The organism is Streptomyces antarcticus (assembly GCF_026627255.1).
Classification (GTDB): domain Bacteria; phylum Actinomycetota; class Actinomycetes; order Streptomycetales; family Streptomycetaceae; genus Streptomyces; species Streptomyces antarcticus.
In genome coordinates this window covers 97,278-121,432 of the sequence record NZ_JAPNLM010000006.1, presented here as the reverse complement: position 1 = coordinate 121,432, position 24,155 = coordinate 97,278, and the positions used below count along the sequence as shown (strand labels likewise).

24 protein-coding genes and 2 pseudogenes are annotated in these 24,155 nt (G+C 73.5%); 18 read left to right on the top strand and 8 right to left on the bottom strand.

Annotated features, from left to right (window positions below):
* Nucleotides 1-44: 44 nt before the first annotated feature.
* Nucleotides 45-260, bottom strand: a pseudogene (locus tag OTB16_RS39515) (hypothetical protein); the annotation flags it as partial.
* 304 nt (nucleotides 261-564) lie between these two features.
* Here OTB16_RS39515 and OTB16_RS12170 point away from each other — a divergent pair.
* Nucleotides 565-987 carry a VOC family protein gene (locus tag OTB16_RS12170; protein ID WP_267720122.1) on the top strand — a complete coding sequence of 141 codons (423 nt, stop codon included), beginning with the start codon at nucleotides 565-567 and terminating at the stop codon, nucleotides 985-987.
* Here OTB16_RS12170 and OTB16_RS12165 read toward each other — a convergent pair.
* Nucleotides 897-1,706, bottom strand: coding sequence for a helix-turn-helix domain-containing protein (locus tag OTB16_RS12165; RefSeq protein WP_267720121.1), 810 nt, complete (start codon nucleotides 1,704-1,706; stop codon nucleotides 897-899). The genes OTB16_RS12170 and OTB16_RS12165 overlap by 91 nt on opposite strands.
* A gap of 38 nt (nucleotides 1,707-1,744) precedes the next feature.
* The gene (locus OTB16_RS12160; RefSeq protein WP_267720120.1) at nucleotides 1,745-2,860 is read right to left on the bottom strand and encodes a YihY/virulence factor BrkB family protein; all 1,116 of its coding nucleotides are present in this window, start codon (nucleotides 2,858-2,860) and stop codon (nucleotides 1,745-1,747) included.
* A 17-nt stretch (nucleotides 2,861-2,877) separates the two neighbouring features.
* Between OTB16_RS12160 and OTB16_RS12155 the strand changes: the two genes are divergently transcribed.
* The 14 genes from OTB16_RS12155 to OTB16_RS12095 all read left to right on the top strand — a co-directional run bounded on the left by OTB16_RS12155 (nucleotide 2,878) and on the right by OTB16_RS12095 (nucleotide 16,579).
* Nucleotides 2,878-4,521 (top strand): acyl-CoA dehydrogenase family protein, encoded by a 1,644-nt coding sequence (locus OTB16_RS12155; protein WP_267720119.1) that lies wholly within the window; start codon nucleotides 2,878-2,880, stop codon nucleotides 4,519-4,521.
* A 372-nt stretch (nucleotides 4,522-4,893) separates the two neighbouring features.
* Nucleotides 4,894-6,156 (top strand): GAF domain-containing protein, encoded by a 1,263-nt coding sequence (locus OTB16_RS12150; protein ID WP_267720256.1) that lies wholly within the window; start codon nucleotides 4,894-4,896, stop codon nucleotides 6,154-6,156.
* A 5-nt stretch (nucleotides 6,157-6,161) separates the two neighbouring features.
* Complete coding sequence (locus OTB16_RS12145) at nucleotides 6,162-6,725, top strand: GNAT family N-acetyltransferase (RefSeq protein WP_267720118.1); 564 nt, start codon at nucleotides 6,162-6,164, stop codon at nucleotides 6,723-6,725.
* A gap of 206 nt (nucleotides 6,726-6,931) precedes the next feature.
* Nucleotides 6,932-7,015: a putative leader peptide gene (locus OTB16_RS39240; protein WP_312847410.1), complete on the top strand. Its 84-nt coding sequence runs from the start codon at nucleotides 6,932-6,934 to the stop codon at nucleotides 7,013-7,015.
* Between the two features lie 219 nt (nucleotides 7,016-7,234).
* The gene (locus tag OTB16_RS12140; RefSeq protein ID WP_267720117.1) at nucleotides 7,235-8,944 is read left to right on the top strand and encodes a nitrite/sulfite reductase; all 1,710 of its coding nucleotides are present in this window, start codon (nucleotides 7,235-7,237) and stop codon (nucleotides 8,942-8,944) included.
* The gene (locus tag OTB16_RS12135; RefSeq protein WP_267720116.1) at nucleotides 8,941-9,120 is read left to right on the top strand and encodes a hypothetical protein; all 180 of its coding nucleotides are present in this window, start codon (nucleotides 8,941-8,943) and stop codon (nucleotides 9,118-9,120) included. Before OTB16_RS12140 ends, OTB16_RS12135 begins: the two co-directional genes overlap by 4 nt.
* Nucleotides 9,117-9,818 carry a phosphoadenylyl-sulfate reductase gene (locus OTB16_RS12130; protein WP_267720115.1) on the top strand — a complete coding sequence of 234 codons (702 nt, stop codon included), beginning with the start codon at nucleotides 9,117-9,119 and terminating at the stop codon, nucleotides 9,816-9,818. The genes OTB16_RS12135 and OTB16_RS12130 overlap by 4 nt, the downstream gene beginning before the upstream one ends.
* Before the next feature lie 44 nt (nucleotides 9,819-9,862).
* Complete coding sequence (cysC, locus tag OTB16_RS12125) at nucleotides 9,863-10,408, top strand: adenylyl-sulfate kinase (RefSeq protein WP_267720114.1); 546 nt, start codon at nucleotides 9,863-9,865, stop codon at nucleotides 10,406-10,408.
* Nucleotides 10,405-11,346: a sulfate adenylyltransferase subunit CysD gene (cysD, locus tag OTB16_RS12120; protein WP_267720113.1), complete on the top strand. Its 942-nt coding sequence runs from the start codon at nucleotides 10,405-10,407 to the stop codon at nucleotides 11,344-11,346. The genes cysC and cysD overlap by 4 nt, the downstream gene beginning before the upstream one ends.
* A 2-nt stretch (nucleotides 11,347-11,348) precedes the next feature.
* Nucleotides 11,349-12,698, top strand: a complete 1,350-nt coding sequence (locus tag OTB16_RS12115; protein WP_267720112.1) for a sulfate adenylyltransferase subunit 1 — start codon at nucleotides 11,349-11,351, stop codon at nucleotides 12,696-12,698.
* Nucleotides 12,699-12,912: 214 nt separating this feature from the next.
* A complete protein-coding gene (locus tag OTB16_RS12110; protein WP_267720111.1) occupies nucleotides 12,913-14,064 on the top strand; it encodes an ABC transporter substrate-binding protein in 1,152 nt (383 codons plus the stop codon).
* 34 nt (nucleotides 14,065-14,098) lie between these two features.
* Nucleotides 14,099-14,917, top strand: coding sequence for an ABC transporter ATP-binding protein (locus OTB16_RS12105; RefSeq protein WP_267720110.1), 819 nt, complete (start codon nucleotides 14,099-14,101; stop codon nucleotides 14,915-14,917).
* Complete coding sequence (locus OTB16_RS12100; protein ID WP_267720109.1) at nucleotides 14,904-15,806, top strand: ABC transporter permease; 903 nt, start codon at nucleotides 14,904-14,906, stop codon at nucleotides 15,804-15,806. The genes OTB16_RS12105 and OTB16_RS12100 overlap by 14 nt, the downstream gene beginning before the upstream one ends.
* Nucleotides 15,807-15,814: 8 nt before the next feature.
* Nucleotides 15,815-16,579, top strand: coding sequence for a sirohydrochlorin chelatase (locus OTB16_RS12095; protein WP_267720108.1), 765 nt, complete (start codon nucleotides 15,815-15,817; stop codon nucleotides 16,577-16,579).
* 29 nt (nucleotides 16,580-16,608) lie between these two features.
* On the opposite strand, the gene OTB16_RS12090 is transcribed toward OTB16_RS12095, so the two are convergent.
* The 3 genes and pseudogenes from OTB16_RS12090 to mgt all read right to left on the bottom strand — a co-directional run bounded on the left by OTB16_RS12090 (nucleotide 16,609) and on the right by mgt (nucleotide 19,704).
* On the bottom strand, nucleotides 16,609-17,610 hold the full coding sequence (locus OTB16_RS12090; protein ID WP_267720107.1) for a ketopantoate reductase family protein: 1,002 nt from the start codon (nucleotides 17,608-17,610) through the stop codon (nucleotides 16,609-16,611).
* A 266-nt stretch (nucleotides 17,611-17,876) separates the two neighbouring features.
* Nucleotides 17,877-18,440: a DUF1697 domain-containing protein gene (locus OTB16_RS12085; protein WP_267720106.1), complete on the bottom strand. Its 564-nt coding sequence runs from the start codon at nucleotides 18,438-18,440 to the stop codon at nucleotides 17,877-17,879.
* A gap of 20 nt (nucleotides 18,441-18,460) precedes the next feature.
* Nucleotides 18,461-19,704: pseudogene (gene mgt / locus OTB16_RS12080) on the bottom strand (macrolide-inactivating glycosyltransferase).
* Nucleotides 19,705-19,709: 5 nt separating this feature from the next.
* Here mgt and OTB16_RS12075 point away from each other — a divergent pair.
* The 3 genes from OTB16_RS12075 (at nucleotide 19,710) to OTB16_RS12065 (ending at nucleotide 21,523) form a co-directional block, all read left to right on the top strand.
* Nucleotides 19,710-19,853, top strand: coding sequence for a hypothetical protein (locus OTB16_RS12075; RefSeq protein ID WP_267720104.1), 144 nt, complete (start codon nucleotides 19,710-19,712; stop codon nucleotides 19,851-19,853).
* Between the two features lie 63 nt (nucleotides 19,854-19,916).
* Complete coding sequence (locus OTB16_RS12070; protein ID WP_267720103.1) at nucleotides 19,917-20,582, top strand: HAD family hydrolase; 666 nt, start codon at nucleotides 19,917-19,919, stop codon at nucleotides 20,580-20,582.
* 89 nt (nucleotides 20,583-20,671) lie between these two features.
* Nucleotides 20,672-21,523 carry a phosphotransferase gene (locus tag OTB16_RS12065; protein WP_267720102.1) on the top strand — a complete coding sequence of 284 codons (852 nt, stop codon included), beginning with the start codon at nucleotides 20,672-20,674 and terminating at the stop codon, nucleotides 21,521-21,523.
* A 248-nt stretch (nucleotides 21,524-21,771) separates the two neighbouring features.
* Here the strand turns inward: OTB16_RS12065 and OTB16_RS12060 are convergent, their stop codons facing one another.
* Nucleotides 21,772-22,485 (bottom strand): 3'-5' exonuclease, encoded by a 714-nt coding sequence (locus OTB16_RS12060; RefSeq protein WP_267720101.1) that lies wholly within the window; start codon nucleotides 22,483-22,485, stop codon nucleotides 21,772-21,774.
* A 280-nt stretch (nucleotides 22,486-22,765) separates the two neighbouring features.
* A complete protein-coding gene (locus OTB16_RS12055; RefSeq protein WP_267720100.1) occupies nucleotides 22,766-24,031 on the bottom strand; it encodes an SAV2148 family HEPN domain-containing protein in 1,266 nt (421 codons plus the stop codon).
* Nucleotides 24,032-24,155: the final 124 nt, after the last annotated feature.

Sequence of the window (24,155 nt, the reverse complement as noted above, 5' to 3'; positions counted from 1 at the left end):
CGCATGAGGAGCACGGTCCGCCGACTCCCCCACCTGACGACTCGTCAAGGTCCGTACGCACGGATCGCCAACTCGCCCGCCGCCAGGCGGTCCGCGAGGAGATTCGCGAGGAGGGCCGGGGCCGCCACCGCACGGGTGGCCAGGTCGCCGTCCGGGCCGCCGAGGGGCTGGGAGCGTACGTACGCCGCCTTGAGCGGGGCCCACCGCACCACCTGAACATCCGTCAGAAGGTTGCGCGGTTCGGCCAGTTTGAGCAGGTTCGGGCGGCCGGCCGGCGCCGGCGAAGGCGTGCCGGCCGAGCCGGAGGGCGGCGCCGCCCTCGGTGTAGAGGTCCCGGCGGTCCCGCGCGGCGGCCGTACGAGGACCGTGGTGGCGGTGCGGGCCGCGAGGGCGGCGAGGGCGGCGAGGACCAGGACACCCGGACGCCCTCCAGCCGATCGCAGGGCCCCGCCCTCCCGGTGCCTCCCCGCCCGCTCCACCCCACCGGGGCAACGGGGTCCGCGGCACGCCCGGATGTCCGTTTCCTTCAAGACGCGGGCCGCGGGCCGTACCTAGGCTGGCGGCATGACTCCTCGACTCGACATGATCGGCATGGTCGTCTCCGACATGGCCGCCTCGCTCGCCTTCTACCGCCGCCTCGGCCTGGACGTTCCGCCCGGCGCCGAGGAGCAGCCGCACGTGGAGGCCGTGCTCCCCGGCGGGCTGCGGATCGGATGGGACACGGAGGACACCGTGCGCTCCTTCGACCCGTCCTGGGTCCGGCCCACCGGCGACGGCCGCCGCGACCTGGCCTTCCTGTGCGACTCCCCCGCCGAGGTGGACGCGCTGTACGCCGAGCTGACCGCCGCGGGGCACCCCGGCCACCTGAAGCCGTGGGACGCCTTCTGGGGCCAGCGCTACGCCGTGGTCCTCGACCCGGACGGCTGCGGGGTCTCGCTGTTCGCCCCTTCGGAGTCGGCCCCGGGAGCCCCGGCCGAGCCCTCGTAGGTGCCCCGGCGGGCCCCGGCGGAGCCGGAGCCCGTGGTGTAGGCGGTCAGCGTGGTCCCCGCCAGCGCGCGGACCTCGCGGGCCAGGTGGGCCTGGTCGGCGTACCCGGCGGCGTGCGCGACCTCGGCATAGCGCATCCCGGACCGGGCGAGCGCGAGGGCCCGCCGCATCCGCAGCACCCGGCCGAGGGTGCGGGGGCCGTACCCGAACGCGTCGAGCGAGCGCCGGTGCAGCTGGCGCTCGCCGAGCCCGACCGCCGCGGCGACCGCGGCCACCGCCTCCCCCGCGCGGAGCCGGGCGGCGACCTCGGCGGTGACCGGGTCGGGCGGCCCGGCCCCGGCGGCGCGCCGGGCGGCCAGCTCCTCCAGCCCGGCGCGCGGGTCCCCGTACGACCCGACGAGCCCGGCGAGGCGGCGCGCCTCGCGGGCCGGCCACAGTTCGGCGAGCTCCACGCGCCGGTCCCGCAGGACGTGCGCGGGTACGCCGAGCAGGGCGGGGGCGGTGCCGGGTGCGAGCCGGATCCCGGCGAAGACACCGCCGGGGACCTCCCCGGCCGGGTGCGGCCGGGTGTCGGTGCCGGCGACCAGCAGCCGCCCGTCCACCCACAGCAGGTCCATGCACCCGTCGGGCAGCACCATGCCGCCCGAGCCGCCGCCGGGGCCCCCGGCCCGCCACAGCACGGCGCCGGGCACGGCCGCCGAGCGTGCTTCCTCGTACATGGGACCAGGCTAGTGCTGCGCCCGGCGGGGTCCGCCGGTCAGTGCTTGCGGATCCTGGAGGTGTAGTCCTCGGGCGGGAGGAACTTCGACCAGCGTTCCGGGAACTCCGACGGCATCCCGTCGTCCTCGTCGTCCTCCGACTCGCCCTCCGCCATCGCCCGCCAGGCGGCGGCCCGCGCGATCAGCTGGGCCGCCTCCGCCTCGCGGACCCGCTCGTTCGCCTCGCGGGCCGCCGCCGTGGCCACGGACGGCCAGACGCGGTCGATGGCGGCGTTGACGGCGGCGCCGACGAGCACCGCGAAGGCCGAGATGCCGATCCACAGCAGGATGGCGACCGGCGCGGCCAGCGATCCGTAGATCGTCGGGCCCTCCACGGTGTTGGTGAGGTAGATCCGCAGCAGGAACGAGCCCAGCACCCACATCGCGAGGGCGACCAGCGCGCCCGGCACGTCCTCGATCCACGGAGAGCGCACCGGGACGGACACGTGGTAGAGCGTGGTCAGGAAGGCGATGGACAGCACGGTGACCGTCGGCCAGTAGAGCACCGCGATCACCTCGGTGCTCCAGGGCAGCAGCCGGACCACCGCGTCGGGGCCGACGGCCATCAGCGGCAGCACGATCGCGCCGATCAGCAGGGCGATGATGTACAGCAGGAAGGCCAGGAGCCGGGTCTTGACGATCCCGCGATGGCCGTCGAGTCCGTACATGACGGTGATGGTGTCGATGAAGACGTTGACGGCGCGGGAGCCCGACCACAGCGCGAAGGCGAAGCCGAGCGAGATCAGGTCGGGCCGGCCCCGGCTGGTGACGTCGTCCAGCATGGGCCTGGCGATGTCGTTGACGCCCCGGTCGGAGAGCACCGTGCCGACGGCCCGCAGGATGTTCTCCTCGATGCTCTGGACGGACTCGGTGTCCGTCCAGCCGTCCACGTAGCCGAGGAGGCCGAGCAGGCCGAGGAACAGCGGGGGCAGCGAGAGCAGGGTGAAGAAGGCCGCCTCGGCCGCGAGTCCGAGGATGCGGTACTCGATGCACGAGTTGACGGTGTCCTTCAGCAGCAGCCAGGCCATCTTCCGCTTGGAGACGTTGCGGTAGAGGGCGCGGGCCCGGTGGAGCCGTCCTGGGATCCGCTCGGGTGTTTCTTTTGCTGGCTGCACGTCCTTACGGTATCCGCATGGCAGCCACCACCCACACAGTCAGCAACCAGGCCCCGCCCCTGGTGGGCCACGACGTCTACGGGGGCGATCACGCCCTCACGGAGGGCGTGGAACGGCACCTCGCCTCCGCGGACCCCGAACTCCTGGGGGACGTACGGGAGGAGCTCACGACGCTCGGGCGCGCAGCGGGCTCCGCGCAGGCCCAGGAATGGGGTGAACAGGCGAACGCGCATCCGCCGGAACTGCGCACGCACGACCGGTACGGGAACCGGATCGACGAGGTGGACTTCCACCCGGCCTGGCACCGGCTGCTCGGGCACGCCGTGACCTCCGGGCTCACCGACGCCTGGGGGCGTCCCGCGGGGCACCTGCGCCGCGCGGCCGGATTCTTCGTGTGGTCCCAGGCTGAGGCCGGGCACGGCTGCCCGGTGTCGATGACGCACGCCGCCGTGCCGGCGCTGCGGGCCGATCCGGAGCTGGCGGCCGAATGGGAGCCGCGGCTGACCTCGCACGTGTACGAGCGGGGCCTGCGGCCGGCCGGGGAGAAGGCCGGCGTGCTGTTCGGCATGGGGATGACGGAGAAGCAGGGGGGCAGCGACGTACGGGCGAACACGACGTCGGCGGCGGCGCTGGACGCGTCCGGGGAGTACCTCCTCACCGGGCACAAGTGGTTCTGTTCGGCGCCCATGTGCGACGGGTTCCTGGTGCTGGCGCAGGCACCGGGAGGGCTGACCTGTTTCCTGGTGCCGCGGGTGCTGCCGGACGGCACGCGCAACGTGTTCGCGATCCAGCGGCTGAAGGAGAAGCTGGGGAACCGGTCGAACGCGTCGAGCGAGGTCGAGTTCGACGGGACCTGGGCGCGGCGGGTGGGAGAGGAGGGCCGGGGGGTGCGGACCATCATCGAGATGGTCGCGGCGACCCGGCTGGACTGCGTCATCGGCTCGGCCTCGCTGATGCGGCAGGCGCTCACGCAGGCCGTGCACCACACGGAGCACCGCTCTGCTTTCGGAGCACCGCTCATCGACCAGCCGCTGATGCGCAACGTGCTCGCGGACCTCGCCCTGGAGTCGGAGGCGGCCACCACCCTCACGCTGCGCCTCGCGGCGGCCTATGACGCCGGCACGGACCAGGAGAAGGCGTTCCTGCGCCTCGCCGTGCCCGCGGCCAAGTACTGGGTGACCAAGCGCTGTACGCCGATGGTGGCGGAGGCCCTGGAGTGTCTGGGCGGCAACGGCTACGTCGAGGAGTCCGGCATGCCGAGACTGCTGCGCGAGTCCCCGCTGAACTCCATCTGGGAGGGCTCGGGCAACGTGCAGGCGCTGGACGTACTGCGCGCCCTCCAGCGGGAGCCGCACGCGCTCAACGCGTTCCTCACCGAGGTCGGCCTGGCCCGGGGCGCCGACCACCGGCTCGATTCGGCCATCAAGGGGCTGCTGACGGAGCTGGCCGACCTGGACGGCATCGAGGCGCGGGCCCGCCGCGTGGTGGAGCGCATGGCGCTGGTGCTCCAGGGTTCGCTGCTGGTGCGGTGGGCCCCGCCGGCGGTGGCGGACGCGTTCTGCGCCTCGCGGCTCGGCGGCGACTGGGGCGCGGCGTTCGGCACGCTGCCGCACAGCCTGGACCTCGGCGCCGTCGTGGAACGGGCGCGGATCGCGCACTAGCCGCTCTCAGGGGACGGCAGGGGGAGGGCGGGCACCCCCCAAGGTCCCCGCACCGCTCCGAGCACGGGATCCGGGCCCGTCGAACGGGACCAGGGGCGGCGCCGCGCCGACTCGGCACCGCCCCTGACCCGAGAAGCCCCGAGGAGGAGCTGTCACGCCGCTCGGCGGCGTGCGGACAGTTTCGGTCGGGTGACCGGGACTTGGCGAGAGTTGCATGACGTTGCACCCTGTGAGTCGGCAGCCGCCCGCCGGGGGCCGGGGCGCGGCCTCCGCGGACCGCCCGGGCGGCCGCGTCGTAGGTCCTGTTCGCACGGGGAGGTTCCGGTGGCCGACACCGCAGGCAGCACGGTCGACGTGGCACGCGTCGCGGCCATGGACGCGCGGCAGGCCGCGCGCCTGCTCAAGGGGGTGCGGGCGGCCGTGCTGGCCGGCGACCGGCTGCGGACGGCGCCCCGGCCGGAGATCGCCGAGTCCTGGCGCCGGATGCTGGCCGGCGGGGTGCACCCGGACCGGGACGCGCGCTCGCGGATGCTGTCGGCGGCCGAGACCGAGGAGCGGCGGCGCGCCTCTCGGCTGCGGGAGGTCCTGCCCGTGCTGCGGGAGGGGCTGCTGCCGTCGCTGGACGGGGCCCTGCACATCATGGTCGTCGCCGACGCGGACGGCCGGCTGCTCTGGCGGGAGGGCCACGCCTCGATCCTGCGCAAGGCGGACCGGCTGGGGTTCTCGGTCGGGGCCGACTGGGACGAGGCCGTGGTCGGCACGAACGGGGTGGGCACGGCCCTGGTGGCCGGGCGTCCCGTCCAGGTGTTCTCGGCGGAGCACTTCGTCTCCAGCCACCACGACTGGACCTGCGCGGGCGCCCCCGTACGGGACCCCCGCGACGGGCGGCTGCTGGGCGTGGTCGACGTCAGCGGGCCGCTGGCCACCATGCACCCGGCGACGCTGGCGTGGGTCAGCTCGGTGGCCCGGCTCGCGGAGCGGGAGCTGCGCCTGCGTCACCTGGAGTCCCTGGAGCGGCTGCGCGCGGTGGCCGCCCCGCTGCTGGCCCGGCTGCCGGGGCGGGCACTGGCCGTGGACCCGAACGGCTGGACGGCGGCCGTGACGGGCCTGGCCCCGGCGGACCGCGTGCCGCTGCCGAAGTCGTTCGGCCCGGGCCGGGTGCGGGTCCCGCTGCTCGGCGAGTGCGCGGTGGAGCCGCTGCCGGGCGGCTGGCTGCTGCGGATCGCCGAGGCCCGTACGCACGCGGCGGCGACCCGGGTCGTACTCGACCTCAGCCGGCCGGGGGCCTGGTCGGCGACGGTATGGGGGGCCGCCGGGAGCTGGTCGCGGGAGCTGAGCCCGCGCCACGCGGAGCTGCTGTTCCTGCTGGCGGAGAGCCCGCGGGGGCGGACGGCGGCGGAGCTGGCCGGGGAGCTGTTCGGGGACCCGACGCGCACGGTGACGGTCCGCGCGGAGCTGTCGCGGGTACGCCGGCACCTCGCGGGGGTCCTCACCCACCGGCCGTACCGCTTCGCCGAGGACGTGAAGGTGGAGGTGGTCCGCCCCGCCGACCCGGCGGCGCTGCTGGCCCACTCCACCGCCCCGGCGGTGATCCGGGCCCGCCTGGTCCGTACCGGGTCCGGCGTGATTCCCTGACCTGCATGAGCACCGTCACCCTCACCACCTGGTCCCTGGAAATGACCTCGCCCGGGGACCTGGTCCCCGCGGCCGCGCCGGGTCCGGAGGTCACCGTCGTCAGGTCCGAGGTCCCCTCCCCCGAGTTCAGCCGCTTCCTCTACGCCTCGGTGGGCGGCGACATCCACTGGACGGACCGGCTGGCCCTGACCCGCGCGCAGTGGGTGGAGCAGCTGGGCCGGCCGGGGGTGGAGACGTGGGTGGCGTACGACCGCGGCACGCCGGCGGGCTACGTCGAGCTCGACCCGCAGGCCGACGGCGTCGTGGAGATCATGTACTTCGGCCTGCTCCCGGAGTTCCGCGGCCGCCGCATCGGCGGGCACCTGCTGTCGCTGGGCGTCGCACGGGCCTGGGACCTGGCGTCCCGCTGGCCGGACCGGGAGCCGACGCGGCGCGTGTGGGTCCACACGTGCAGCCAGGACGGTCCCACGGCGATGGCGAACTACCAGCGGCGCGGATTCAAGCTGTTCGCGACGGAAACGGAATCGAAGGAAGAGTCCGAGACCCCCGGGCCGTGGCCCGGCGCGTAGCCTCCCGCGCGGGCGGCTCCCGCTCGCCCGCCCGGCGCCCCGCGGGCTAGTTCGCAGGCTCCGGGGCGCGCCCGGAGGGGGCTGCGCGAAAACCGGAAGGGGCCCGGCGCGTGACCCCGATCACGCCATCCCGGGATGCGAGACGACTTCGTCCATATCGTGGACAGTAGTGGACTCGTCCAATCGGCACATGACACGCTTCCGTCATGAATGGAGCTGGAATTGCCTTGGTGAGTCGGCGGCACGTCGACCTCGGCCGCATGTCCAGCGCCATCTGTCCGGCGCGCTGACGGAACCAGCAACCGCCGCACATCGCCGCACACCCGGCATCGCCGCCGCGGAAGCGTCGGTCACCGCAGCCCCCTGAAGGCCGCACACCGCCCTGCCCGCCGGCCACCCCGGCAAGGCGCGGATACCAGCCGCACCCACTCAGCGACGCCGACGTGACAGGGGCGCGCGCCGCCCTCCCCCTGCCCCCGCCCTGAGCCGCCGAAGAAGGACGTACCGCCATGGCCGCCACCCCCGAAACGCCCGCAGCCGCCGCTCCCGCAGCAGCCGCGCGCCGCAAGACCGGCCGTCACCGCGGTGAGGGCCAGTGGGCCGTCGGACACCACACGCCCCTCAACGGCAACGAGCAGTTCAAGAAGGACGACGACGGTCTCAACGTGCGGACACGCATTGAGACCATCTACTCCAAGGCGGGCTTCGACTCGATCGACCCCAACGACCTGCGCGGCCGGATGCGCTGGTGGGGGCTGTACACCCAGCGCAAGCCCGGGATCGACGGCGGCAAGACCGCGATCCTGGAGCCGGAGGAGCTGGACGACAAGTACTTCATGCTGCGCGTGCGCATCGACGGCGGCCGGCTGACCACCGAGCAGCTGCGCGTCATCGGCGAGATCTCCGAGGAGTTCGCCCGCGGCACCGCCGACCTCACCGACCGCCAGAACGTCCAGTACCACTGGATCCGGATCGAGGACGTCCCGGAGATCTGGCGCCGCCTGGAGGCCGTCGGCCTCTCGACCACCGAGGCCTGCGGTGACACCCCCCGCGTCATCCTCGGTTCGCCCGTCGCCGGCATCGCGCGGGACGAGATCATCGACGGCACCCCCGCCATCGACGAGATCTACCGCCGCATCGTCGGCAACCCCGACTTCTCCAACCTGCCCCGCAAGTTCAAGTCCGCGATCTCCGGCTCGCCGCTGCTCGACGTGGCGCACGAGATCAACGACATCGCCTTCGTCGGCGTGAACCACCCCGAGCACGGCCCCGGCTTCGACGTCTGGGTCGGCGGCGGCCTCTCCACCAACCCCAAGCTGGGTGTGCGCCTGGGCACCTGGGTCTCCCTCGACGAGGTCCCGGACATCTACGAGGGCGTCATCTCGATCTTCCGCGACTACGGCTACCGCCGGCTGCGCACCCGCGCCCGGCTGAAGTTCCTCGTCGCCGACTGGGGCCCGGCCAAGTTCCGCCAGGTCCTGGAGGACGAGTACCTGAAGCGGAAGCTGACGGACGGCCCGGCCCCCGAGCAGCCCTCCGGCCAGTGGCGCGACCACGTCGGCGTCCACCAGCAGCAGGACGGCCGCTTCTACGTGGGCTTCGCGCCCCGCGTGGGCCGCGTCGACGGCGCCACCCTCACCAAGATCGCGGACGTGGCCGCGCAGCACGGCTCCGGCCGCCTGCGCACCACCGCCGAGCAGAAGATGATCGTCCTCGACATCGAGGCCGACCGGGTCGACTCGGTCGTCGCGGCCCTGGAGGCGCTCGACCTGCGGGTCACGCCGTCCCCGTTCCGCCGCGGCACGATGGCCTGCACCGGCATCGAGTTCTGCAAGCTGGCCATCGTCGAGACGAAGGCGCGCGGCGCCTCGCTGATCGACGAACTGGAGCGCCGCCTGCCGGAGTTCTCCGAGCCGCTGACCATCAACATCAACGGCTGCCCGAACGCCTGCGCCCGTATCCAGGTCGCGGACATCGGTCTCAAGGGCCAGCTGGTGCTGGACGACGACGGCAACCAGGTGGAGGGCTACCAGGTCCACCTGGGCGGCGCCCTCGGCCTGGAAGCCGGCTTCGGCCGCAAGGTCCGCGGCCTCAAGGTCACCTCGGCCGGTCTGCCCGACTACGTCGAGCGGGTCGTCACGCGCTTCCAGGAGCAGCGCGAGGACGGCGAGCGCTTCGCCGCTTGGGTCACCCGCGCCGGGGACGAGGACCTGAAATGAGCGAGCGCGCCGCACCGTTCTACTGCCCCTACTGCGGCGACGAGGACCTGTTCCCCAACGAGACGGGTCACGGCGCCTGGGAATGCAGGGCCTGCAACCGGGCCTTCCAGCTGAAGTACCTCGGGCTGCTGTCCCGGGGTGTTCAGGCCAACGGCACTGGAGGGGACGAGATATGACGACGGTTCAGGAGACGGCGGGGCTGAGGGTGCTGGCCGAGCGGGCGGGCCGGGACCTGGAGGACGCCTCCGCGCTGGAGATCCTCACCTGGGCCACCAGCACCTTCGGGAGGAAGTTCGCCGTGACCTCCTCCATGGAGGACGCGGTCGTCGCCCATCTGGCGTCCCGCGCCTTCCCCGGCGTGGACGTGGTGTTCCTCGACACCGGCTACCACTTCGAGGAGACCATCGGCACCCGTGACGCGGTCGAGGCCGTGATGGACGTCAACGTCATCACGCTCTCCCCGCGCCGCACCGTCGCCGAACAGGACGCCGAGCACGGCCCGAAGCTGCACGACCGCGACCCCGACCTGTGCTGCGCGCTGCGCAAGGTCAAGCCGCTGGAAGAGGGCCTGACCGCGTACGACGCCTGGGCGACCGGCCTGCGCCGCGACGAGTCCCCGACCCGGGCCAACACCCCGGTGGTCGGCTGGGACGAGAAGCGCCGCAAGGTCAAGGTCTCACCGATCGCCCGCTGGACCCAGGACGACGTGGACGCCTACGTCGCCGAGCACGGCGTGCTCACCAACCCGCTGCTGACGGACGGTTACGCCTCCGTCGGCTGCGCCCCCTGCACCCGCCGGGTGGCACCGGGCGAGGACGCGCGGTCGGGCCGCTGGGCCGGCCTGGGCAAGACCGAGTGCGGACTGCACGGCTGATGACGACACCCCCCACTCGTACGGAACCGACGGAGAAGGACCAGATGAGCGTGAGCGACCAGGGTGCCACCGTGTGGCTGACCGGGCTGCCGAGCGCGGGCAAGACCACGATCGCCTGCGCGCTGGCCGAGCGGCTGCGCGCCGACGGCCGCCGCGTGGAGGTGCTCGACGGGGACGAGATCCGCGAGTTCCTCTCCGCCGGCCTCGGCTTCAGCCGGGAGGACCGGCACACGAACGTGCAGCGGATCGGCTTCGTCGCCGAACTCCTCGCAAGCAACGGCGTCACGGCGCTGGTGCCCGTGATCGCCCCGTTCGCCGACAGCCGCGAGGCCGTCCGCAAGCGGCACGCCGCCGAGGGCACCCCGTACCTGGAGGTCCACGTGGCCACCCCGGTCGAGGTCTGCTCGGAGCGTGACGTGAAGGGCCTGTACGCCAGGCAGGCGGCGGGCGAGATCTCCGGTCTGACCGGGGTCGATGACCCGTACGAGGCCCCGGAGTCCCCGGACCTCCGTATCGAGTCGCACACGCAGACCGTGCGGGAGTCGGCCTCGGCCCTGCACGCGCTGCTCACCGAGAGGGGTCTGGCATGACCACGGCCGCACACCTGCACACCGATTCCGGCTCCGACGCCCCGTACGCGCTGTCGCACCTGGACGCGCTCGAGTCGGAGGCCGTGCACATCTTCCGTGAGGTGGCGGGCGAGTTCGAGAAGCCGGTGGTCCTCTTCTCCGGCGGCAAGGACTCCATCGTCATGCTGCACCTGGCGCTGAAGGCGTTCGCGCCGGCGCCGGTCCCCTTCACGCTGCTGCACGTCGACACGGGCCACAACTTCCCCGAGGTCCTGGACTACCGCGACCGCGCGGTCGCCAAGCACGGCCTGCGCCTGCACGTGGCGTCCGTCCAGGAGTACATCGACGCCGGCAAGCTCCGCGAGCGCCCCGACGGCGTCCGCAACCCGCTGCAGACCGTCCCGCTGACCGAGGCGATCCAGAGCCTCAAGTTCGACGCCGTCTTCGGCGGCGGCCGCCGCGACGAGGAGAAGGCCCGCGCCAAGGAGCGCGTCTTCTCCCTGCGCGACGAGTTCTCCCAGTGGGACCCGCGCCGCCAGCGCCCCGAGCTGTGGCAGCTCTACAACGGCCGCCACGCCCCGGGCGAGCACGTGCGCGTCTTCCCGCTCTCCAACTGGACCGAGCTGGACGTGTGGCAGTACATCGCCCGCGAGAAGATCGAACTGCCGGAGATCTACTTCGCCCACGAGCGCGAGGTCTTCAAGCGGGGCGGCATGTGGCTGACGGCCGGCGAGTGGGGCGGCGCCAAGGGCGGCGAGACCACCGAGACCCGTCTGATCCGCTACCGCACCGTCGGTGACATGTCCTGCACCGGTGCCGTCGACTCCGACGCCACCACGCTGGACGCCGTGATCACCGAAATCGCCGCCTCCCGGCTCACCGAGCGGGGCGCGACCCGCGCCGACGACAAGCTGTCCGAGGCCGCGATGGAAGACCGCAAGCGCGAAGGGTACTTCTAACCATGACCTCCACCACCGAGCAGTTCGCCGATCTGTCGGCGACCACGCTGCTGCGCTTCGCGACCGCCGGTTCCGTCGACGACGGCAAGTCCACGCTCGTCGGGCGCCTCCTGCACGACTCCAAGTCGATCCTCACCGACCAGCTGGAGGCCGTCGAGGCCGTCTCCGCCCAGCGTGGTCAGGACACCCCCGACCTGGCGCTGCTCACCGACGGCCTGCGGGCCGAGCGAGAGCAGGGCATCACCATCGACGTGGCCTACCGCTACTTCGCGACCGCCCGGCGCCGGTTCATCCTGGCCGACACCCCCGGGCACGTGCAGTACACCCGCAACATGGTCACCGGCGCCTCCACCGCCGACCTGGCCGTGGTCCTGGTCGACGCCCGCAACGGCGTGATCGAGCAGACCCGCCGGCACGCGGCCGTCGCGGCCCTGCTGCGCGTCCCGCACGTGGTCCTGGCCGTCAACAAGATGGACCTGGTGGGCTACGCCGAGCCGGTCTTCGCGGCGATCGCCGAGGAGTTCACCGCGTACGCCTCCGACCTGGGCGTCCCGGAGATCACCGCCATCCCGATCTCCGCCCTGGCCGGGGACAACGTGGTCGAGCCGTCCGCGAACATGGACTGGTACGGCGGCCCCACGGTGCTGGAGCACCTGGAGACCGTCCCGGTCAGCCACGACCTGACCGCGTGCCCCGCCCGCTTCCCGGTGCAGTACGTGATCCGCCCGCAGTCCGCGGAGCACCCCGACTACCGCGGCTACGCCGGCCAGATCGCCTCCGGCGTGCTGCGCGTCGGCGAGGCCGTGACGGTCCTGCCGTCGGGCCGCACCAGCACCATCGAGGGCATCGACGCGCTCGGCGAGAGCGTCGACATCGCCTGGGCCCCGCAGTCGGTGACGCTGCGTCTGAAGGACGACATCGACATCTCGCGCGGCGACCTGATCGCGCCGTCCGCGAGCGCCCCGGCCACCACGCAGGACGTCGAGGCGACGGTCTGCCACGTGGCGGACCAGCCGCTGGCCGTCGGCGCCCGGGTGCTGATCAAGCACACGACGCGCACGGTCAAGGCGATCGTCAAGGAGATCCCCTCGCGGCTGACCCTGGACGACCTGTCCCAGCACCCGAACCCCGGGCAGCTGGTGGCCAACGACATCGGCCGCGTCGTCGTCCGCACCGCCGAGCCGCTCGCGCTCGACGCGTACGCCGACTCGCGCCGCACCGGGTCCTTCCTGCTGATCGACCCGGCCGACGGTACGACCCTGGCGGCCGGCATGGCGGGCGAGTCCTTCGCCTCCAAGGCCGGTCCCCCGGACGCCGCAGTGCAGGCGGACGAAGAAGGGTGGGACTTCTAAGCATGCTGTCCGACATCTACTCGACCTTCGCCAAGGAGGGCGGCCGCGTGGGCAGCGGCTCCCTCGGCAGCGGCCAGGGAGGGGTGGCGCGATGTGCGTGATGACGTACGCGCACCGCATGCGCGCCCACACGCCCCACGTGCTGCACCCGTCCCCGCTCGACAGACGAAGACCTGCGTCGTGACCACACGGCGCTCCGAGAGGAAGCCCTCCCGTGCCTGCCACCGGTACCACCGCCCGTACTCCGCTTTCCCGTAGGACCGGCCTGCGCCGCGGCGTCGTCGCCGCTGCCGCCCTGCCGCTGCTGATCGGTGCGCTCGCCTCGTGCGGCTACGGCTCAGAGGCCCAGAAGGACGAGCCGAAGGACAAGGCCGCCAACGTGGCCGACGCCGGCAAGAAGCTCTCCGCCGCCGAGGTCCGCATCGGGTACTTCCCGAACCTGACGCACGCCACCGCGCTGGTCGGCCTCCAGGAGGGCCTGATCCAGAAGGAACTGAACGGCACCACGATCAAGCCGCAGTCCTTCAACGCCGGCCCGTCCGAGATCGAGGCCCTCAACGGCGGCTCTCTCGACATCGGCTTCATCGGCCCCTCCCCGTCGATCAACGGTTACGTGAAGTCCAAGGGCGCCAACCTGCGGATCATCTCCGGCTCCGCCTCGGGCGGCGTCAAGCTCGTCGTGAACCCGGCGAAGATCAAGACCCTGGACGACCTCAAGGGCAAGAAGATCGCCACCCCGCAGAAGGGGAACACGCAGGACGTCGCGTTCCTCAACTGGATCTCCGAGAAGGGCTGGACGGTCGACCCGGAGTCCGGCAAGGGCGACGTCTCGGTGGTCCGCACGGACAACAAGGTCACCCCGGACGCCTTCAAGCAGGGCTCGATCGACGGCGCCTGGGTGCCGGAGCCCACGGCCTCCAAGCTCGTCTCCGACGGCGCGGCCGTCCTCCTCGACGAGACCGACCTGTGGCCCGACAAGAAGTTCGTGATCACGAACATCATCGTGTCGCAGAAGTTCCTCAAGGAGCACCCGGACGTCGTCGAGGCCGTGCTCAAGGGCACGGTGAAGACCAACGAGTGGATCAACGCCAACCCGGACCATGCGAAGGCCTCCGCCAACGCCAAGCTGGCCGCCGAGGGCGGCAAGCCGCTGGACGCCAAGGTCATCGACCCGGCGTGGCCGAGCATCGCGATCACCGACGACCCGCTGGCGTCGACGCTGAAGACGCAGTCCGAGTGGGCGGTCAAGGCCAAGCTCATCGAGCAGCCCGACCTGGCCGGCATCTACGACCTGACGCTCCTGAACAAGGTGCTCAAGGCCGCGGGCAAGCCCGAGGTCTCCGACGCCGGTCTCGGCGCCAAGTAACCCCGTAGTCCAGCAACCCCAGGAGGTGACGACCATGGCCACGACGCTTGCCAAGGCTGCCGAGGGCACCGTAGCGGAGCAGCACGCGCACGCCGCGCGCATCGAGCACGTCTCGAAGTCCTTCTCCGGCCCGGCCGGATCGCAGCTCGTCCTGGACGACATCAGTCTCGATGTCGCTCCCGGAGAGTTCGTCACCATCCTGGGGGCCTCGGGGTGTGGCAAGTCCACACTGCTGAACCTGGTCGCCGGGCTGGACAAGCCGTCCGCGGGGTCCATCGAGACCCCCGGCGGCCGCCCGTCCCTCATGTTCCAGGAGCACGCCCTCTTCCCGTGGCTGACCGCGGGCAAGAACATCGAACTCGCCCTGCGCCTGCGCGGGGTGGACAAGGCCGAGCGCCGGCCGGAGGCGGAACGGCTGCTGGAGCTGGTCCGGCTCGGCGGCGCGTACGGCAAGCGCGTGCACGAGCTGTCGGGCGGCATGCGCCAGCGCGTCGCCCTCGCCCGGGCCCTCGCCCAGGACAGCCAAATGCTGCTGATGGACGAGCCGTTCGCGGCCCTGGACGCCATCACCCGCGACGTGCTGCACGGCGAACTCACCCGCATCTGGGAAGCCGCGAACACGAGCGGCTCTGCGGGGAACCTGTCGGTCCTCTTCGTCACGCACAACGTGCGCGAGGCCGTGCGGCTCGCGCAGCGCGTGATCCTGCTCTCCTCGCGGCCCGGCCGGATCGCGAAGGAATGGACCGTGGGCATCCCGCAGCCGCGCCGCATCGAGGACGCGGACGTCGCGGAGCTGTCCCTGGAGATCACTGAACACCTGCGTGGGGAGATCCGCCGCCATGGCCAGCACTGACACCACCCCGAAGGTCGCGGCCAAGGGCAAGACCGACGACCTGGCGGGCCTGGAGGCCGGCCTCGACGCCCTGGACGCGATCGAGACCCACCGCACCCCGGTCCGCGAGGTCCTCGTCCAGAAGGTCCTGCCGCCGCTCCTGGCCGTCGGCCTGGTCCTCCTGGTCTGGCAGATCCTCGTCGCGGCGGAGATCACCGACGAGACCAAGCTCCCCGCCCTCTCCGCCGTGTGGGACAGCCTGGCCGACATGTGGAACAAGGGCACCCTGCTCGAGGTCATCTGGACCAGCGTGTCGCGCGGTCTGCTCGGCTTCCTGCTGGCCCTGGCCATCGGCACCCCGCTCGGCCTGATCGTCGCCCGGGTGAAGTTCGTCCGGGCCGCGATCGGACCGATCCTGCAGGGCCTCCAGTCGCTGCCGTCGGTGGCCTGGGTGCCCCCGGCCGTGCTCTGGTTCGGCCTCAACGACGCCATGATGTACACCGTGATCCTGCTGGGCGCGGTCCCGTCCATCGCCAACGGCCTCGTCTCCGGCATCGACCAGGTCCCGCCGCTGTTCCTGCGGGCCGGCCGCACCCTGGGCGCCACCGGCCTGCGCGGCGCCCGGCACATCGTCATGCCGGCCGCGCTGCCGGGCTACCTGGCCGGCCTGAAGCAGGGCTGGGCCTTCTCCTGGCGCTCGCTGATGGCCGCCGAGATCATCGCCAGCTCCCCCGACCTGGGCCTCGGCCTCGGCCAGCTGCTGGAGAACGGCCGCAACAACATCGACCTGCCGGGCGTGTTCCTCGCGATCCTGCTGATCCTGGTGGTCGGCATCGCCATCGACCTGCTGATCTTCAGCCCGGTCGAGCGGTGGGTGCTGCGCAGCCGCGGCCTGCTGGTCAAGAGCTGAGCACCGCCATGCACCGCGCACGACCCGTCCTGCTGGTCATCGCCCACGGCAGCCGCGACCCGCGGCACGCGGCGACCGTGCACGCCCTCACCCGGCGTGCGCGGGCGCTGCGGCCCGGGCTGCGGGTGGAGACGGCCTTCCTGGACTTCAACGCCCCGCGCGTGGAGCAGGTGCTGTCCGCGCTCCACGGCTCCGGTGTACGGGAGGTCGTGGCCCTGCCGCTCCTCCTGACCCGGGCCTTCCACGCCAAGGCCGATGTCCCCGCCGTGCTGTCGGAGGCGACGGCCCGGCTGCCGGGGCTCACGGTGCGGGTGGCCGAGGTCCTCGGCCCGTCCCCGCTCCTGGTCTCGGCCCTCGAACGCCGGCTCGCCGAAGCCGGCCTCACCCCGGCGGACCGCGCCACCACAGCGGTGGTGCTCGCGTCCGCCGGATCCTCCGACCCGGAGGCGATCGCAGTGATCGCTGAAACCGCGCGGGAGTGGCGGCACACCGGTTGGTGCGCCGTGCGGCCTGCGTTCGCCTCCGCCGCTCTGCCCCGTACGGAGGACGCCGTACGGGAGCTGCGCGCCGAGGGACACCGCCGCGTGGTGGTGGCCCCGTACGTCATCGCCCCCGGCCGGCTCCCGGACCGCATCGCGGCGGGCGCGGAAGCGGCCGGCGCGGACCTCGTCGCGGACGTGCTGGGCGCGGCCCCGGAACTGGCCCTCCTGCTGCTGCACCGCTACGACGCGGCCGCCCGCCTCCCGACCCGCCTGCGGACACAGGTGGCGTAGGCCCCCGCGGTGCGGCGGCGCCGCACCGGCTAGGCCCGGGTCGCCGCCTCGTCCGCCAGCGCCGTCAGGTCCGCGATCGACATCGCGCCCGGCGGCAGCCCCTCGCGGGCGAAGATGTTCACCGCGTGCCGAAGCACGTCGTTGACCGGTGTCGGCACCCCGTGCAGCCGGCCCAGCAGGGAGACCTCCCCGTTGAGGTAGTCGGCCTCCACCGTGCCGGTCCCGCGCGCCAGGCTCTGCCACGACGAGCCGCCGCGGACCCCGGCGGGCTGCTCGACCTTGCCGTCGCGGGCGTCCGACTGCTCGGCCTCGGAGGCGTACGGGATGCCCGCCGCGAGGAAGGCCGCCTTGGCCTCGCGGACGGCCCGCAGCAGCAGGCCCGCCTTCGCCGGGTCGGGCTCGGGGCCGGTCGTCGCCTGGATCGCGTTGCCCAGGTTGCCCAGCAGCTTCGCGTGCTTCCAGCGCATCACGTCCTTGACCACGGGCGCCTCGAACCCGGCCTTCGCGAGGTCCGCGGCGACGGCCCCGGCCAGGGCGTCCGCGCCGCCCGCGGCCCGGCCCAGGTGCAGGATGCCGGTCAGCGGCGCGGACAGGGCGGAGACCACGCCCGGCTCCAGGAAGGTGGAGGGCAGCCAGACGCACACCCCGTACACGCGCGCGAAGCGCCGCAGGGCGAGGCGCTCGCTCTCCACGCCGTTCTGCGCGCACAGCACGGGGAGCCGCTGGGCGGCCGTGCCGCCGCCGGAGACCTCGGCGTCGCCCCACGCGTCGAGCGCGGCGATCGCGTCCTGGGTCTTGACGGTGAGCAGCAGCACGTCGTCGGGGCGCAGTTCGCCCAGCTCGGCGGGTTCGCCGACGACGGGCAGCCGGTGCACCCGGGTCCCGTCGGCCGTCGTGAGCCGCAGTCCGTCCGCCTTGAGGGCCTCCGCGTGCGCGCCGCGCGCGACGAGGACGACCTCGCCGCCCGCCTCCGCGAGCCGTCCGCCGATGGTGGCGCCTACCGCGCCCGCGCCGATGATGATGTAACGCATGCCCCGAGCCTGGCACATCCCGCGCCCGCGGGAGCCGCCGGGGCGGGACCGTCATGGCCGCCGGACCCGAAGCGGCGGCGCGGCGGGCCGCGTTCGGTCGGGTCCGGTCGGGTCCGGTCAGTGCGGGGCGGGTCCGGTCGGGGTTCGGTCGCGGATCGGCCGCGGCCGGGGTGCGGCCCGGTCGCGGCCCGGGTGCGGTCGCACCAGGCCTCCGCCGCGGTCAGGTCCGGCCCCGCTCAGGTCCGGCCCGCTCAGGTCCGCCCCGCTCAGGTCCGGGTCAGCTCGACGAGCTTGGCGACCGTGTTCCAGTTCCGGGTGGTCGCGTCGATGCCCTTGACGACGGCGGGCCGGGCGAGGGCCTCGGCCAGCTTGGAGCGGCCCAGCCCGTTCGGCGCGTAGAGGTACAGGACCCGGTCGCCGATCCGGAACTCCTCCGGGAGGTAGGCCGCCGCGTCGAGCCCGGCGAACCGTTCCGGCCCGGGCTGCTCGGAGCAGAAGGTGGCGTGCAGCTGCTTGCCCTCCAGCTCGGCGGCCGGGAAGGGGCAGGCCGCGGCGACGGCCCGCAGGTACGCCCCGTCCACCACCAGGCACGGCACCCGGAAGCCGAAGTGGGCCTCGATGGCCGCCTCCAGCTCCCGGGCGAGCGCCGCCGGGTCCTGCCGCACGCTGCTGAACACGGCGTTGCCGCTCTGCAGGTACGTCCCCACACCCCCGTGGCCGAGTCCCTCCAGCACCGTGCGGAGCTGCGCCATCGGGACCTTCCTGCTCCCGCCGACGTTGATCCCGCGCAGCAGCGCCGCGTACGTCACTGCCGAGTCCTTCTTCGTCATGGGGGCACCCTAAGCACTCGCTATGACAGTTCGGCCTCGATGAGGTCGGCGGCCCGGGCCGTGCCGCCCTCTTCGGCCATCCCCGCGCGGACCGCCGCGCAGCGGGCCGCGACCCCGGGGTCGGCGACCAGGGCGAGGACCGCCTCCCGGAGGGCCGCGGCGTCCGCCTCGGCCATCGGGACGTGCCGGGCCACGCCGAGCGAGGAGAGCACGTCGGCGTTGCCGAACTGGTCGACGGCCTGCGGTACGGCAACCATCGGTGTGGCGGTGGCGAGGCCTTCCTGGCTGCCGCCGGCGCCCGCGTGGGTGATGAAGGCGTCGGCGTGGTGCAGGACGTCCAGCTGCGGCACCCAGTGGTGGACCTCGACGTTGGCGGGGACCGGGCCGAGCTCGGCCTCGTCGGTGAACCTGCCGATCTGGAGGACCACGTGCCAGTCGGGGAGGTTCCCGAAGGCCTCGACGCACGCCCGGTAGAAGGCGGGCTGCTTGGTGAAGGTGGAGCCGAGCGAGACCAGCAGCACCTTCTTGCCCTCGGCCGACGCCGGGCGCCGCCAGCGGTCCCGGGTGGCCGTACGGTCGCCCCGGCAGGCGCCGACGAAGGTGTACACGGAGGGGTCGACGCGGTCGGCGTTGGGCTGGAGCGCCCGGGGGATCAGGACGAGGCTGCGGCGCGGGTGGCCCTGGAAGCGGTCGACGTCGTCGCCGAGGCCGTGGCCGGTCAGCCAGGCGGCGAACTTCGCGTAGTACGCCTGCCCGCGCCCGGACGCCTTCAGTTCGGCGAACAGCGGCTCGGCGACCTCTTCCTCGTACCCCTCCCAGGCGACCATGTTCGGGGAGAGCGAGACGGCGGGGACGCCCCAGCCGTGGGCGAGCACGGGCGCGGGGTAGGAGGTGATGTCGTGGATGACGAGGTCCGGCTCGTCGCCGGCGAAGGCGGCGGCGAGCTGCGGGAGCGCCTGGACGGCGTCGTCCAGGAAGGGTTCGACGTTGTCGATGAGTTCGGTGCCCCAGGCCTCGGGGTCGTCGTCGGTGGGCAGGGTGGAGGTCCAGATCACCGGGGTGGCGCCGGTCTCCGCGACCTTCTCGGCGAAGGAGGCGGGGATGGCGTAGCTGACGCGGTGGCCGCGCGCGACGAGTTCCCGGACCACTTCGATGCTCGGGTTCACGTGTCCGTGGGCGGCGATGGAGAACATGGCGATGTGGGCGGGCTCGGGCTTCGCGGAGGTCATGATCCGAGCGTAACGAGACGAGACGTCTCGTGCAATCGAGATGACGGAGCCGCGGCCCGGAAGCCGCCCCGCGAAGGACCGCCCCCGGCGGGGCCCCGGCGCCGTGACCGCGGCCGCCCTCGCCCTGACGGCTTCGACGGCCGTGTTCCTGTTCCTCCACTCCTGCGGCTGCGACTGCCTGTGACTCCGCGGCGGCGGCCCCCGCGGCCACCCCGGAGGAGACCCGGAGCGCCGTAGGCTGGCGCGCATGATGCGCACCGTCGTGCTCGACATCGGCGAGACCCTGATCCGCGACGACCGCCACTGGGGCAGCTGGGCGGACTGGCTCGGCGTCCCCCGGCACACGCTGTCGGCGCTCGTCGGCGTCGTGGTGGTGGACGGCCGAGACCCCTCCGACGCGCTGCGGCTGCTGAAACCGGGCGTCGACCCGGACGCCGAGTACGCGGCGCGGGAGGCGGCCGGCCGGGGTGAACGGCTCGACGAGAGCGACCTGTACGACGACGTCAGACCCGCGCTCGCCGCGCTGCGGGACATGGGCGTCCGGGTCGTCGTCGCCGGGAACCAGTCCGCGAAGGCGGGTGACCTGCTGCGGTCCCTGGACCTGCCCGCCGACCTGGTCGTCACCTCCGCCGAGTGGGGCGTCTCCAAGCCCGGTCCGGACTTCTTCCACCAGGTCGTCGGCGCCGCCCGGGCCCCCGCCGGCCAGACGCTGTACGTCGGCGACCACCCGCAGAACGACATCTTCCCCGCGGCCCGGGCCGGCCTGCTGACCGCGCACCTGCGCCGCGGCCCCTGGGGCCACTGGTGGGCCGACGACGAGACGGTCCGGCAGGTCGCCGACTTCTCCATCGACTCCCTGCTCGAACTCCCCCGTCTCGTCGACCCGTCGTGGGGAACGGCGCCCCCGGCCTGACCGCCCCCGGTACGGGGCTCCGGCAGCGCCCGCCGGGATGCGAGACTGGGCGCACTCACGACGCCGCGGCAAGGGACGAGACGAACGGCATGGACGAGGCGCAGGCCAGGGACGTACTGACGACGGCGGGCCTGACGGAGCCGCCCGTCCTCCTCGCCTTCGGCGAGAACGCCGTCTTCGCCGTCGGCGACCTGGTGGTGAAGGTCGGCCGGGAGGCGGCGCTGCTGGAGCGCGCCGAACGGGAACTCGCGGTCGCGGACTGGTTCGCCGCGTCCGGCATCCCGGCCGTCCGCGCGGCCGAGCCGCGACCGCGCCTGGTGGACGGGCATCCGCTGACGCTGTGGCACCGGCTCCCGGAGGCCGTCCGGCCGCCCGGCCCGCAGGACCTCGCGGCCCTGCTCCGCGCCGTCCACGCGCTGCCCGCACCGCCGTTCGCCCTGCCGCCGCGGGACCTGCTGGGCGGGGTCGAGCGCTGGCTGCGGCTGGCGGGGGACGCCGTCGACCCGGCGGACGCGGCGTACCTGCGGGCCCGGCGCGACGCCTACGCCGGCGAGGTCGCGGCCCTGACCCCGTACCTGACCCCCGGCACCGTCCACGGCGACGCCCTGACCCGCAACGTGCACGTGGGTCCGGACGGGCCGGTCCTGGTCGACCTGGAGACGGTGTCGGCCGATCTGCGCGAGCACGACCTGGTGGTGATGGCCCTCTCCCTCGACCGGTACGGGCTGCCCGCCGGGGCGTACGGGGAGTTCGTGACGGCGTACGGCTGGGACGTCCGCGACTGGGAGGGCTGCGCGGTCCTGCGCGGCGCCCGCGAGACGGCCAGCTGCGCCTGGGTCTCCCAGCACGCGCCGGTCAACCCGGCCGCGCTCGCCGAGTTCCGCCGCCGGGTGGCCTCCCTGCGGGACGGCGACCGGGAACTGCGCTGGCACGCCTTCTAGGGCCGTGGCCGGAAGGTCGCCGGGTCGTGGTGTCAGGTGCGGTGCGGTGCGTCGCAAGGCGGAAGGCCACGGCTCGTACTGGACGTGCCGGTGTGGTCCGACAACGCGGCGCGGTGCCGGGCCGGGCGCCGCGACACGGTGAACCCCTCCGGCCACGGCACTGGGCCGGCCTGTCGGCCCAACAGCCCCAACAGCCCCAACGACCCCGGCGGCCGGGCCGTGCCGGCCGGATCACGCGGCCGGCGCGGTCACCGGCTCCGCGGGATGAGCGGCCAGGCCGGCTCTACGACCGCCGCCGGGTCCGCGGTGCGCCGCAGGTAGGCCTGGAGCGAGACCGACTGCTCGGCCGCCGCGCGCACCTGGAGGTCGTGCAGGTCCGCCAGGGGCATCGCGCCGACGGGCCGGTGCCTCTCGGCCATGCGCCGCACCACCCGGGCGGCGGCCACCGCGTCGGCCTTCGCGTCGTGCGCGTCGTCGAGCGACACGCCGTAGTGGGCGCACAGCGCGTACAGCGCCCGCTTGCCCTTGCGGTACTTGTCGACGTGCTTGTCGATCACCAGCGGGTCGATGACGGGCGAGGGCGCGTCGCCCAGCCGCTCGCTGATCGACTCCACCCCGTGCCGGCGGCACTCGCGGTCCAGCAGCGACAAGTCGTAGCGGGCGTTCATCACGACCAGTGGTGTCCCGGAGCGCAGTCCGTCGGCCACGGCCCGCGCGATCTCCTCGACCGCGGAGACGGCCGGCACCCCGTGGGTCCGGGCGTGCTCCGTCGAGATCCCGTGGATCGCCGACGCCTGCTCGGGTATCGCGACCCCGGGGTCGAGCAGCCAGGTCCGCTCTTCCGCGACGGCGCCGTCCGGGTCCAGCCGGACGACCGCCGCCGTGACGATGCGGTCGGTCTCGACGTCGGTGCCCGTGGTCTCCAGGTCGAAGGCCACCAGGGGTCCGCTGATCCAGCTCATCGTGCCGCCCCCGTTCCGGCGGTGTCCGCCGGCCGCCGCCGCGGCGGTGTCCCCTGCTCCGTGCCCGCCGTAGCCAGGCCGATTCCGATCGGCAGACCGCCGTGCCGGTCCCCCGTGCCGTGCCAGTCCTCCACCCCGTGCCCCTCCCCCGTACGCCTTCGGTCAACGGCTTTCAGCCTGACACGGGGCACTGACAAGCCGGACGACGCCCCCCTCGGTGCCCCCTCGGTGCCCCTTCACCGCCCCCTCCCCACCCCCTGCCCCGCGCCACGCGCGGGCTTCACGACACCGGCCGGGAGTCCTCCCACACGGACTCGAACTCCTCCCGGTACGTCGTGAACAGCCCGTGCTCGGAGTCCTTCGGCACCCCGCGTCCGCCCCCGCGCAGGACCAGGACCGGTGCCTCCATGCCCCGGGCCCGCCGCAGGTAGGACTGGACCACCGCGATGCCCGAGGACTCCCCCTCCACCAGGTAGGCGGTGAACCGCGGGGTCTCGTCGAAGACGTGGATGTCGAAGCGCGATGGGTCGCGCAGCCCCGCCCGTACCCGCCGCACGTGCAGGATGTTCATCTCCACCGAGCGGCTCAGCTCTCCCTTGCGCAGCCCCAGCTCCCGCTCGCGCCGCTTGACCGCGCTGCTCGCCGGGTTCAGGAACACCAGCCGCACCCGGCAGCCCGCCTCGCTGAGCCGGACGAGTCTTCGGCCCGAGAAGTTCTGGACCAGCAGGTTGAGGCCTATGCCGATCGCGTCCAGCCGGCGGGCGCCGCCGAACAGGTCCTCCGCCGGCAGCTGCCGCTGGAGGCGCACCCGGTCCGGGTGGACGGAGATGACGTCCGCGTACCGGTCGCCCACCAGGTCTTCGACGGCGTCGATCGGCAGCCGGTCGGCCGACGGGCTGCCCGCGCCGCCGCCGAGGACCTCCAGCAGCCGCGCCGAGGCGCGTTCCGCCTGCTCCAGGACCGCGCGCGACAGCGCCCGGTTGCGGGAGACCACGTTCCGCGTGACCTCCAGCTCGTCGAGGGCCAGCTCGATCTCGCGCCGGTCGTCGAAGTACGGCTCGAAACAGGGCCAGTGCTGGACCATCAGCTCGCGCAGCTGGGGCAGCGTCAGGAAGCTCAGCACGTTGTCGTCGGCCGAGTCGAGCAGGTAGCCCTTGCGCCGGCTGACCTCGCGCACGGCGACGGCCCGCTGCACCCACTCCTGTCCGGCGGGTCCGGCCGCGGCGACCACCCAGTCGTCCCCGCCGTGCGCTGGCTCGTAGATCGGCCGCAGCACCGCGCCGACCACCGCCCGCAGGCGCTGCTCGATGAGGTTCAGCCAGATGTACGCCCGGCCCGCCCGCTGGGCCCGGGTGCGGACCTCGCTCCAGGCCTCCGCGCCCCAGTCGAGCTCGGCTCCGGCCCGCACCTCGCGGGCCTCCTCCGGTCCGCCCGCCAGGGAGACCGCACCGGCCGGGATGCCCGCCGCCCCGCCTCCGGTGGCGTCCGCCGGGCCACCCTCGTGACCGCTGTCACCAGGGGGCAGCTCCAGACCTCCCGAGCTCACCCGTGCACCGCCTTCTGCGTCTGGACGCCCGTCTCCAGTGATCACGGAAGGGTACTCCGCGCGCGCGGCCCGTTGCAGCCCGATGGCCCGTACACCGCATGCCCGTTGACCCATTATCCGATGC

What these genes read in the sequence shown, in the direction of transcription:
- OTB16_RS12170 (WP_267720122.1), top strand. Translation starts at nt 565, where the DNA reads ATGACTCCTCGACTCGACATGATCGGCATGGTCGTCTCCGACATGGCC.
- OTB16_RS12165 (WP_267720121.1), bottom strand. Translation starts at nt 1,706, where the DNA reads ATGTACGAGGAAGCACGCTCGGCGGCCGTGCCCGGCGCCGTGCTGTGG.
- OTB16_RS12155 (WP_267720119.1), top strand. Translation starts at nt 2,878, where the DNA reads ATGGCAGCCACCACCCACACAGTCAGCAACCAGGCCCCGCCCCTGGTG.
- OTB16_RS12150 (WP_267720256.1), top strand. Translation starts at nt 4,894, where the DNA reads ATGGACGCGCGGCAGGCCGCGCGCCTGCTCAAGGGGGTGCGGGCGGCC.
- OTB16_RS12145 (WP_267720118.1), top strand. Translation starts at nt 6,162, where the DNA reads ATGAGCACCGTCACCCTCACCACCTGGTCCCTGGAAATGACCTCGCCC.
- OTB16_RS39240 (WP_312847410.1), top strand. Translation starts at nt 6,932, where the DNA reads ATGAATGGAGCTGGAATTGCCTTGGTGAGTCGGCGGCACGTCGACCTC.
- OTB16_RS12140 (WP_267720117.1), top strand. Translation starts at nt 7,235, where the DNA reads ATGGCCGCCACCCCCGAAACGCCCGCAGCCGCCGCTCCCGCAGCAGCC.
- OTB16_RS12135 (WP_267720116.1), top strand. Translation starts at nt 8,941, where the DNA reads ATGAGCGAGCGCGCCGCACCGTTCTACTGCCCCTACTGCGGCGACGAG.
- OTB16_RS12130 (WP_267720115.1), top strand. Translation starts at nt 9,117, where the DNA reads ATGACGACGGTTCAGGAGACGGCGGGGCTGAGGGTGCTGGCCGAGCGG.
- cysC (WP_267720114.1), top strand. Translation starts at nt 9,863, where the DNA reads ATGAGCGTGAGCGACCAGGGTGCCACCGTGTGGCTGACCGGGCTGCCG.
- cysD (WP_267720113.1), top strand. Translation starts at nt 10,405, where the DNA reads ATGACCACGGCCGCACACCTGCACACCGATTCCGGCTCCGACGCCCCG.
- OTB16_RS12115 (WP_267720112.1), top strand. Translation starts at nt 11,349, where the DNA reads ATGACCTCCACCACCGAGCAGTTCGCCGATCTGTCGGCGACCACGCTG.
- OTB16_RS12105 (WP_267720110.1), top strand. Translation starts at nt 14,099, where the DNA reads ATGGCCACGACGCTTGCCAAGGCTGCCGAGGGCACCGTAGCGGAGCAG.
- OTB16_RS12100 (WP_267720109.1), top strand. Translation starts at nt 14,904, where the DNA reads ATGGCCAGCACTGACACCACCCCGAAGGTCGCGGCCAAGGGCAAGACC.
- OTB16_RS12095 (WP_267720108.1), top strand. Translation starts at nt 15,815, where the DNA reads ATGCACCGCGCACGACCCGTCCTGCTGGTCATCGCCCACGGCAGCCGC.
- OTB16_RS12090 (WP_267720107.1), bottom strand. Translation starts at nt 17,610, where the DNA reads ATGCGTTACATCATCATCGGCGCGGGCGCGGTAGGCGCCACCATCGGC.
- OTB16_RS12085 (WP_267720106.1), bottom strand. Translation starts at nt 18,440, where the DNA reads ATGACGAAGAAGGACTCGGCAGTGACGTACGCGGCGCTGCTGCGCGGG.
- OTB16_RS12075 (WP_267720104.1), top strand. Translation starts at nt 19,710, where the DNA reads ATGACGGAGCCGCGGCCCGGAAGCCGCCCCGCGAAGGACCGCCCCCGG.
- OTB16_RS12070 (WP_267720103.1), top strand. Translation starts at nt 19,917, where the DNA reads ATGATGCGCACCGTCGTGCTCGACATCGGCGAGACCCTGATCCGCGAC.
- OTB16_RS12065 (WP_267720102.1), top strand. Translation starts at nt 20,672, where the DNA reads ATGGACGAGGCGCAGGCCAGGGACGTACTGACGACGGCGGGCCTGACG.
- OTB16_RS12060 (WP_267720101.1), bottom strand. Translation starts at nt 22,485, where the DNA reads ATGAGCTGGATCAGCGGACCCCTGGTGGCCTTCGACCTGGAGACCACG.